The 9,490-nt window shown below is 59.7% G+C and carries 8 protein-coding genes and 1 pseudogene; 6 read left to right on the forward strand and 3 right to left on the reverse strand.

Annotated elements, in window-relative coordinates:
- Positions 1 to 825 precede the first annotated feature (825 nt).
- Genes EKD05_RS24390 through EKD05_RS27355 form a run of 4 tightly spaced genes read left to right on the forward strand, consistent with a single transcriptional unit; the run spans position 826 to position 5,757 of the window.
- The gene (locus EKD05_RS24390; protein ID WP_129678078.1) at positions 826 to 2,649 is read left to right on the forward strand and encodes a site-specific DNA-methyltransferase; all 1,824 of its coding nucleotides are present in this window, start codon (positions 826 to 828) and stop codon (positions 2,647 to 2,649) included.
- A complete protein-coding gene (locus EKD05_RS24395; protein WP_129678080.1) occupies positions 2,642 to 5,296 on the forward strand; it encodes a DEAD/DEAH box helicase family protein in 2,655 nt (884 codons plus the stop codon). The genes EKD05_RS24390 and EKD05_RS24395 overlap by 8 nt, the downstream gene beginning before the upstream one ends.
- A 52-nt stretch (positions 5,297 to 5,348) precedes the next feature.
- A complete protein-coding gene (locus tag EKD05_RS26925; RefSeq protein WP_165360953.1) occupies positions 5,349 to 5,666 on the forward strand; it encodes an AraC family transcriptional regulator ligand-binding domain-containing protein in 318 nt (105 codons plus the stop codon).
- Entirely contained in the window at positions 5,581 to 5,757 is a 177-nt protein-coding gene (locus tag EKD05_RS27355) for a helix-turn-helix domain-containing protein (protein WP_240695921.1), read from the forward strand. Before EKD05_RS26925 ends, EKD05_RS27355 begins: the two co-directional genes overlap by 86 nt.
- Positions 5,758 to 5,802: 45 nt before the next feature.
- Here the strand turns inward: EKD05_RS27355 and EKD05_RS24410 are convergent, their stop codons facing one another.
- Positions 5,803 to 6,015, reverse strand: a complete 213-nt coding sequence (locus EKD05_RS24410; RefSeq protein WP_129678084.1) for a hypothetical protein — start codon at positions 6,013 to 6,015, stop codon at positions 5,803 to 5,805.
- Positions 6,016 to 6,280: 265 nt separating this feature from the next.
- Positions 6,281 to 6,514, reverse strand: a complete 234-nt coding sequence (locus EKD05_RS24415) for a DsrE family protein (protein ID WP_129678086.1) — start codon at positions 6,512 to 6,514, stop codon at positions 6,281 to 6,283.
- A gap of 216 nt (positions 6,515 to 6,730) precedes the next feature.
- On the opposite strand from EKD05_RS24415, the gene EKD05_RS24420 reads away from it, so the two are divergent.
- Positions 6,731 to 7,777: an ROK family protein gene (locus tag EKD05_RS24420; RefSeq protein ID WP_129678088.1), complete on the forward strand. Its 1,047-nt coding sequence runs from the start codon at positions 6,731 to 6,733 to the stop codon at positions 7,775 to 7,777.
- Positions 7,778 to 8,353: 576 nt separating this feature from the next.
- Here the strand turns inward: EKD05_RS24420 and EKD05_RS24425 are convergent.
- Entirely contained in the window at positions 8,354 to 8,677 is a 324-nt protein-coding gene (locus EKD05_RS24425; protein ID WP_129678090.1) for a hypothetical protein, read from the reverse strand.
- Between the two features lie 100 nt (positions 8,678 to 8,777).
- Here EKD05_RS24425 and EKD05_RS24430 point away from each other — a divergent pair.
- A pseudogene (locus tag EKD05_RS24430) lies at positions 8,778 to 9,490 on the forward strand (hypothetical protein); the annotation flags it as partial.

A 9,490-nucleotide genomic window follows, 5' to 3' on the forward strand; every position in this document is an offset into this window, starting at 1 on the left:
AGGCCGAAATAACGAAGCGCCCTGGTGACGGGGCGCGTCCTGATGCCACTGCGTAGTCCCTAATGTGTATCGGTCTCTCTATCGAAATCAAAGTGCTTGAAGGCGCTGCTGCACTTTTGCAATTTGTTTTATTTATACATCGTGAGGTGAGTAAAAGAGCCGCAATGACAGCAGACCTTTCCGGATACTTTGAATAATAAAATCGGAACGGGGTACTATGCCTTGAGCTTACATATCCCCTTCCGCCCGTTCCTCCCGCTCTTCAGATTAGGGCTGATGCAAAGTCTTCCTGATCATCCGCAGATGACGCAGATGCGGAAGCTATAATCTGCGTAATCTGCGTCATCTGCGGACACTATCTACCCCACTGGGACGTTGCATCAGCCCCGCTCTTCAGATAACTCCGGTTGTTCAATGATTCCGGTATGCTACAATGGCGGCAGTAGGATCGCGCTGTCGATCTGATAAGCTATAGCATTCCTAGACAATGTGCGGCTGAGGAGTGCCGGCTTATGAGTTTTAAGAATTAAATTCGGTAGTGCCGACTTCAGTCGGCTGAGCTAGAAGCCGACTGAAGTCGGCACTACCATATACCCAATTTAATATTGAATATTCATCAGTCGGCTGAGCGGGAAGCCGACTGAAGTCGGCACTCCGCGTCGAGGGTCAAGCTGATCCGGCCCTTCTGGAACCTTCTCTTTGCGTCAAACAACCAGGCTTATCTAAACTATCTTTGCGCCTTTGCGCCTTTGCGTCAAACAACAGGTCTTGTTTAAACCACCCTTGCGTCAAACAAGCGGGCTTGCACCCTACCAGGAGCTCTCCATGCCTACCGATGACCACACCGACCGCGTTGAGCAGTATACCTTCGAGCCGATCAAGGGCTATCCGATGCTGAACTGGCGCGGCAAGCGGCCCTTTACCTCGACGCAGTATTACCCTGCTCAGCATCGCGAGACCCACGGCCCCGAGGTCAATGGCTGGCGCAATAAGATCTTCTGGGGCGATAATCTTCAGGTGATGAGCCATTTGCTCAGGGAGTTTCGGGGCAAGGTGCAATTGGTGTATATTGATCCGCCGTTTGATTCGAAAGCTGAGTACAAGAGATTGATTAATGTCAGAGGTAAAACGATAACGGAAATCTCTTCGGCTTTTGAGGAGAAACAGTATGCTGATATATGGACAAATGATGAGTATCTTCAATTCATGTACGAACGGATTACTCTTATGAGAGAGTTGCTTACTCCCAATGGGAGTCTGTTATTGCATTGCGATTGGCATAAAGGGCATTTTCTTCGTTGCATACTAGATGAGGTTTTTGGATCCGGGCAATTTCAAAATGAAATCGTTTGGTATTACTACAATAAAATGCAGGGTAATATCAATAAATTTGCTTCCAATCATGATGTAATCTACTGGTACAGCAAGGGTGATAACCCGGTCTTTAATAAAGTCCGCGAGCAGCGGGATAAGCCGATTATGCAAATTAAACGTGCCTGGAGTAAAGAAGGGCAGAAACTTGTGAATGCTAAAGACGAAAACGGCAATATTATCTATATTCAGTCAACCCACAAAACAGTAGACGACGTATGGCGCCTGTCTATGTTGCAGCCTGCTGATAAAACCGAGAATCTGCGCTATCCGACGCAAAAACCCGAAACAGTGATACAAAGAATTATCGCAGCGTGCTCTAACCCAGGAGATTTGGTATTTGATTGCTTCATGGGTAGCGGAACAACGCAAGCGGTGGCAATGAAATTAGGTCGTCGTTTTATTGGGGCTGACATCAACCTCGGTGCCGTACAATTAACAACTCAACGTCTACTAGGCGTTTCTTCGGAAATAGCTCGCCAACCACAGCGTCTATCTCTTGCCGTAGATACGATTTCTGAGGATGACGAGGAACCTAGTGATATTAAGCCAGTAGAGCCGCAGGTAATCCAAACATTTTATACCGGCTTCGAGGTTTACAATGTCAACAATTACGACATCTTCCGCAACCCGGTGGAGGCAAAAGAACTGCTGCTTCAGGCGCTGGAGGTGAACCGGCTCCAGGCCGGCGGACTCTTCGACGGCGAGAAGGACGGGCGCATGGTCAAGGTCATGCCCGTCAATCGCATCGCGACGCGCCAGGATCTCAACGAGTTGATCACCGGCTTCAACTACAAGGACTTCGAGCGACGCCAGGCGGCGAACCCCGCCCAGCCGGTCGAGCACATCACGCTGGTCTGCATGGGCCACGAGGCTGGCCTGGCGGCGCATCTCCAGAAGGAAGTCTCCTACAAGCTTGATGTCGAGGTCGTCGATATTCTGCGCGACAAGCAGAACCTCCAGTTCAAGCGCGACGCCGAGGCGCGGATCGTCGTCAAAGACGGCGAACTGATCATCGAGCGTTTCTACCCGATGAACCTGCTCGCCAAGCTCAGCCTCCAGCAAGAGAACGTCGGCGACTGGCGCGAGTTGGTCGAGTCGGTGATGATCGACTGGAACTACGACGGCGCCGTGCTCCAGCCGGCCCTGATCGACATCCCCGAGGGCGACGGGCTGGTGGCCGGGCGCTACCCGATCCCCGCCGACGCCGGCACGATCCGGGTCAAGCTCACCGACCTGCTCTCCGAGTCGCTCGAGCAGGAGGTGCGGCATGGCTAAGGTCGTGAAGACGAAGCAGGCGTCGCTCGACTTCGCCTTCTTCACCCACCTGCTGGACTTCTACCGACAGAACAAGGGCCGCATCTGGCAGAGCTACCGCGAGCTGACGCGCAAGTACCTCGCCTTCAACGACCCGGCCAACGCCACAGCCTTCCTGCGCCCGCCGCAGTACGAGGCCCTGGAGATCTACGTCTTGCTCAAGGAGTTCCTGGGCAATCAGGCTGTCTACGAGATCTACCGCGACTGGTCGCAGCAGGCCGGGCGCTTCGAGGGCCGTGGCAAGTCGGCGTCGGGGCAGGCCGGGCAACTCGGCCTTTTCGCCGAGCAGACCAAAGAGCAATTCGAGGCGGTCTTCGCCCAGATGCGCTCCTACGCCCGCGCCTACCCAAACTACATCTTCGCCCTGACCATGGGCACGGGCAAGACGATCCTGATGGCGACCTGCATCTTCTACGAGTTCATCCTGGCCAACAAGTTCCCCAAGGACGAGCGCTACTGTCACAACGCCCTGGTCTTCGCGCCTGACAAGACGGTGCTGGAGGCATTGCGCGAGATCCAGACCTTCGACAAAGCGCGGGTCGTGCCCGCCGAGTACGTCGCCTGGCTCGACACCAATATCCGCTTCCACTTCCTCGACGAAAGCGGCGTCACGCTCAACCTGCTCGACCGCTCGCGCTTCAACCTGATCATCTCCAACACCCAGAAGATCATTCTCAAGCGTCAGCACGCCGAGAAGACCCCAATCGAGCGCCTGATGCAGAGCGGCAAGCCGACCTACGCGGCAGCCTCGGTCTATGCCGAGAACGCCGACCTCTACGGCGGCGACGAGCTGGAGAGCGAGGACGACCTCGCCACCAACCAGCGCTTCGAGAAGCTGCGTCGGCTGGAGCAGCTCGGCATCTACGTGGACGAGGCCCACCACGCCTTTGGCACGCAGCTCGCCAAAGACATGGGCATCCAGCAGTCACCGACGAGCCTCCGCGTCACCATTGACGCCCTGGCGGCGAGCCTCAAGGCCTCGGGCACGCGGGTGGTGGCCTGCTACAACTACACCGGCACGCCCTACGTCCAGAACCAGATCCTGCCCGAAGTCGTCTACGCCTTCGGGCTCCAGGAGGCGATCAACCGCAGTTTCCTGAAGAAGGTACGGACCCACGGCTACACCAACCCAAAGACCACTGAGTTCGTCCGCATCGCCATCGACGACTTCCTCAGCCACAACCGGCTCGACGACCGCCACGAGGGTCTGCGCCCAAAGATGGCCTTCTTCGCGGCGACCATCGACGAGCTTCAGAACGAACTGCGTCCGGCAGTGGAAGCGGCGCTGACCCGCCACGGCATCCCCACCAGCACCATCCTGGTCAACGTCGGCGACGACAAGCTGACCTCGAACGACGACATCCGCGAGTTCAACCGGCTCGACACCCCCGGCTCAGACAAGCACTTCATCCTGCTGGTCAACAAGGGGCGCGAGGGCTGGAACTGCCGCTCCCTCTTCGCGGTGGCCCTCTACCGCAAGCCCAAGTCGAAGATCTTCGTGCTCCAGGCCACCATGCGCTGCCTGCGGGCCATCGGTGTCGCCCAGAACACCGGCCACGTCTACCTGAGTGCCGAGAACCGGCAGATCCTCGACGACGAGCTCCAGCAGAACTTCCGCGTCACGATTGGCGAGATCGAGCAGGGCGGCAGCGAGAGCGAGGCGGTGCGCACGCAGGTCAAGCTCCCCGTCGAGAAGGTCAAGCTCAAGCGGGTGCGCCGGCTCTTCAGCATGCAGGAGAAGGCGCCACCGGACGGCTTCAGCCTTGAACTGGCGCATGCCACCACCGAGGGCTACCGGCTCATCCACACCGAGCGCGAGGGCCTGGCCGAGTACAAGCAGGCGACGAAGACCGAGGATCTCTCGCACCTGCGCGAGCGACGCACCTTCAGCGCGATGACGCTGGTAGCCGAGATCGCGCGCTACCTGAACAAGCCCTGCCTGGAGATCGAGGCGCTGCTCGAGCGCAGCAGCGAAGGCATAGAGGCGCTGCTGGCGAGGGTCAACGAGTTCAACGAACTGCTCTACGACTGGGTGATCCCGCGGCTCTTCGACCTGCTCTACAAGATCGAGCACTTCGAGCGCACAGACGAGTACGAGATCGATCTGGTGAAGATGCCAGAGGACGGCTTCTACGAACTGCGCGGCAAGCCGCACCTGATCGTACGCGAGACCGACGCGGGCAAAGAGGCCGCCAAGAGCTTCCACCTCGACACCTACTGCTTCGACTCGAACCCCGAGCGCGACCTCTTCTGGAAGCTGATCAAGGACGGGCGGGTGGACAAACTCTACTTCACCGGCATGCTCACCCACGGCCAATCCGACTTCTTTGTCCAGTACATCGACCCGATGTCCCACACCGTGCGCAGCTACTACCCGGACTTCCTGCTGCTGGGCACCGACGGCAACTACACCATCGTCGAGGTGAAGGGCGACAACAAAATCGACGCACCAGAGGTCCTGGCCAAGCAACGCTACGCCGAGGAACTCGCCGGCGCCAGCGGCATGCGCTACCGCATCATCAAAGGCACCGACGCCAGCGCCGGGCGCACCGACCTGGTGCTCGGCTCGGCAACCGAGGCGGCGCGGCAGTATGGGCTAATAGGGTAAGATACACCATCAGCCAGCGCAAGAAGATACACCAATATTTGAACCGGAAACGGTGCGCTCGCCGGACGCCTATCTTCCGGTCGAGACCTATCTGCACATCCAGGACAGTGCGGCGGAGTACGTCAACGACCCGTATTTCGGCCTGCATATGGGCGAGTTCGCCCAACCCGGCAGTTGGTCTATCCTCGGCTACTTGATGATGAACTGCAAAACGCTTAGCGAAGCCTTCGAGAAATCGGGGCGTTACCAGCGCATCATCGGCAACCTGATTACTGGCCGTGCGGTTGGCCAAGAAATCTCTGCGCGAAAACTACTCGGTCGAGCAAATCACCTACCTGCTGGGTTTCTTAGAGCCAAGCGTCTTCCGTAAATCGTTTAAGAAGTGGTTTGGGGTTACGCCAAGAGAGTACCGGGATATTGCCATAGCCTTGACACCTGAAAGCGCCTCGTATTGTACGTGACCATCACATCCTGCTGGTCAAGGTCGATGACCGCACCGACAGGCGTCAGTTCTGGATCGTGCCGGAAGGTAGCTCTATGCCTGGCTCCACACCTATCTCTGCCTGGTGGTCGGGGGCGAGGCACAGCCAGGGGTCGATCCCGAGGACGATCACAATGGTCTGGCGACCATGCGCGCCATTGGCTGGTTCGACCTGCGTGACCCCGCCAACTGGAACCCTGAGCTCGCCACGGGCAAGGTCACGCTTCCCGTGTTGCATCAACTGCGGGCGTTGCTGGATGATGCGGCCGGTTAGCGGCCAGCACGTTCGGTAGAGTACGCCCTTACGTTCTCAACACCCTTTGCGCCTTTGCGTCACATCATCAGAAAACATAGGGGACACACCACTCCGTAGTCTGGGCATAACGAATACCGCACCGCACCGCTCATCTTCGTATATTCGTGCTCAGTATTCGTGGTCGGCGGTGCGCCCGGAAAACTTAATCCACAGACTACTTAGCGTGCGCGATGCTTGGCACGCATCCCTACAGCGTGATCACCTTCTGCGCACCCCACTGGGCCGCGATGATGTCGGGCATGCCGCCGATCACCCCGACGGCCAGTTGTTCGGTCAGGCCATAATAATCGAGACAGGTGAGGCAACTGATGACGTGGACGCCCCGGGCCTCCAACGCCTGAAGCTCGGCAAGCACGGGCGAGTCGTCATCGAGGACTCGTCGCCTGGGATCTACCGCCGCCTGATCGATGGCTAGCGGCACTGGAGGCGGCGCGAACTAGTTTCACCATGAAGCTGTTCGGCTTGAAACACGCTCCTGGTCGCCAGCGCGCACAGCAGCAGCCAATCTTGCACAGAACAAATGTAGGTTGCGTGCGAAGTACGGTATACTATAATCAGGGCAGCCTTTCACCATCAGGTTGGCGTGAGTAGTTTCTGGGGAAGAAGGACAAGCAGAGAGCTGAAAGCTGAAATGGTTATGCGCACACAGCAACCCGTCTATATCGGCACCGATAGTGGTGCCACAACCTCGAAGATCGGGGGCGTCTGGGAAGATGGTTCCCCCGTGTCAACTAACTTGCTCCAGCGATCGACTGATGCGCATCTTGGGCCCGTCATGGTCGTACAGGGGTGGGTCGAAGCCATCAGCACCTACCTTGAGCAGAACGATCTACACTGGGAGCAGGTGCGCGGGGTCGGGGTCGCCATCCCAGGACCGCGGCGGAGCTATGGCGTGCTCGAGCGTGGGCCGAACCTGCCTGAGAGCTTCGTCGGTTTTGATGTCTACACTGCCTACAGCCGGGCGCTTGCCGAACGGGCTGGACGCGCAATCGCGCTGGCGGTGGGCAATGACGGTAACATGGGCGGCGTCGCCGAGGCCCAGCGCGTGCGCGGCAGCAGCACCGGCAGCGTCCTGATGCTCGCCCCCGGCTCTGGCCTCGGCTGCGCCTATATTGACGAGCACGGCCTGCCGCTCGATGGCGCGACGCTCGCCGGGATGGAAGCAGCACATATGCCCGCGCCGCTGCACCTGCTCGACGTGCGCCCTTACCCGTGCGGCTGCGGCAGAACATGGGGCTGTGTCGAGATCTACACCTCCCTGGCCGGCCTGCCACTGCTGCTCGCCGAGAAACTCGTCGCACAGCCCGATCACCCGCTGGCGAGTTTGCCCCTGAGCCTCAAAGAGCGGGCGTTCGCCCTGCGCAGCCTCGCCCAGCAGGGCGACCAGCTCGCCACCGAGATCTTCGACTTTCAGGCGCGCGTTCTCGGCCTGCACGTCGCCACGCTGGCGATGGCCCTCGACCCTCAGTTCGTCGTCATCGGCGGGGGGCTCATGGACACCGAGTCGACCTCGGTAGCCTTTCGCGAGCGCTACCTGCAGCACGTCTGGGAGGCGGCCTATCCCTACTTGTGGCCTGCCCAGCAGGCCACCATGCGCGTGGTGCCCGCAACCCTGGGCGATCTCTCGCAGGCGATTGGCGCGGCCCTGGTGGCACTGTACCAGGCGCGCCTGACACAGGCGTAGGGCCAAGCAAAGCAGCGCCAGAAGAGCGCCTGGTTTTCCAACTGAGGTTCGTGGCAACAATTTCCTTGCTTTAGTTGACGGTGAGCCGCTCAGCAGCATCCGCGATAACACCCACGTCACTGGCGGTGCCGGGCTGTGGGCTGGGCGACCGACTGTGTTTGAAAGCTTCGAGGTCGAGCTACTGCCGTAAGCCTACGCAGATCTTCTGCACAGGCACCGACGCCGACACCATTTGTCATCCTGAGTACCACATGGCCCGTGGGCCCGCAGTGCCGCGAGCGCGAGCACCCGTCAGACCTCACAGGTCTTGAAGACCTGTGAGGTCTGACGGGTTTTGTTGCTGAGGAACGAAGCGAAGGGCCGCGGCGGTTTCCACGCCTGCGATGCTTCGCTCCTCAGCATGACAAGGGTTGTCCCGGTCAAGTGCTGAATACTTGCTTCCCTCACAGGATGACTAGGGCTTCAGTGGCTCTGAGCGGGCGAACCATGGCCTGGTTAGTTAGAGCCTGGTCAATGCAGGCTGACCCGCAGCACAACCAACAACATAAACAGGGTGGGGTGGGGTGGTGCAAGGGATTAACGCCGCCACCGGAGTAGTACTCCGATCATAATGAGACTCGCAGCAAGCACATAGAGACCGGGATAGCCTGGGCGTGTGTGTCCAAGCCCTGTGTAGGGTAAGCTGACCGCGATGTCGGGATTATCTGGGCCTCTGCCCGAGTCCGAGGGAGAAAACGCCTCGGTGATTGGTTGCCCTCCCGTTGCAAGCGTCGGGATTGTCTGCGGCGTTGATATCGCTGGGACATCAGGGATGAGCGATAAGGTTGTCGGGGTCGTTTCTTCGGTGGGTGGGGAAATTGCCGTTGGTAACGCTTCCTCAGTTGGTACTGCAGTCGGCATGATGTCCGGAGGTGCAGAGGCTACCTGGGTGGGGGTGGGTGACGGCAGTGCGATGCGGGTGGGCGATGGCACTGTGATAGGTGGAGGTAATAGCTCATCAATGGGAGTGGGTGACGGCACTGTGGTGGGCAATGGCACTGTGGTGGGTGACGGCACGCCGGTGGGTGACGCGGTTGGTGATGGCACTGTGGTGGGCGTGGGTGATGGTATTGCGGTGGAGGTGGGTGATGGCGACGTGGTGGGCGACGGCACTGCGGTACGAGTGGGTGACGGCACGCCGGTGGGTGGAGGTGATGGCGACGCGGTGGGCGACGGCACTGTGGTGCGGGTGGGTGATGGCACTGTGGTGGGCAATGGCACTGTGGTGGGTGACGCGGTTGGTGACGGCACGCCGGTGGGCGTGGGTGATGGTATTGCGGTGGGTGGCGGCACGCCGGTGGGTGGAGGTGATAGCTCCTCGGTGGGGGTGGGCGACGGCACTGCGGTGCGAGTGGGTGATGGCGACGTGGTGGGCGACGGCACTGCGGTACGGGTGGGTGATGGCACGCCGGTGGGTGACGGCACTGTGGTGGGCGACGCGGTGGGTGACGGCACGCCGGTGGGCGTGGGTGATGGTATTGCGGTGGAGGTGGGTGATGGCGACGTGGTGGGCGACGGCACTGCGGTGCGGGTGGGTGATGGCGACGCGGTGGGTGACGGCACTGTGGTGCGGGTGGGTGATGGCACTGTGGTGGGCGACGCGGTTGGTGACGGCACGCCGGTGGGCGTGGGTGATGGTATTGCGGTGGGTGGCGGCACGCCGGTGGGTGGAGG

Origin of the sequence: Candidatus Chloroploca sp. Khr17 (assembly GCF_004138165.1) — a bacterium.
Taxonomy (GTDB): Bacteria; Chloroflexota; Chloroflexia; order Chloroflexales; family Chloroflexaceae; genus Chloroploca.

Coding starts and splice junctions, on each gene's coding strand:
- EKD05_RS24390 (WP_129678078.1), top strand. CDS start 826: ATGCCTACCGATGACCACACCGACCGCGTTGAGCAGTATACCTTCGAG.
- EKD05_RS24395 (WP_129678080.1), top strand. CDS start 2,642: ATGGCTAAGGTCGTGAAGACGAAGCAGGCGTCGCTCGACTTCGCCTTC.
- EKD05_RS24410 (WP_129678084.1), bottom strand. CDS start 6,015: ATGCAACACGGGAAGCGTGACCTTGCCCGTGGCGAGCTCAGGGTTCCA.
- EKD05_RS24420 (WP_129678088.1), top strand. CDS start 6,731: ATGCGCACACAGCAACCCGTCTATATCGGCACCGATAGTGGTGCCACA.
- EKD05_RS24425 (WP_129678090.1), bottom strand. CDS start 8,677: ATGCCGACTGCAGTACCAACTGAGGAAGCGTTACCAACGGCAATTTCC.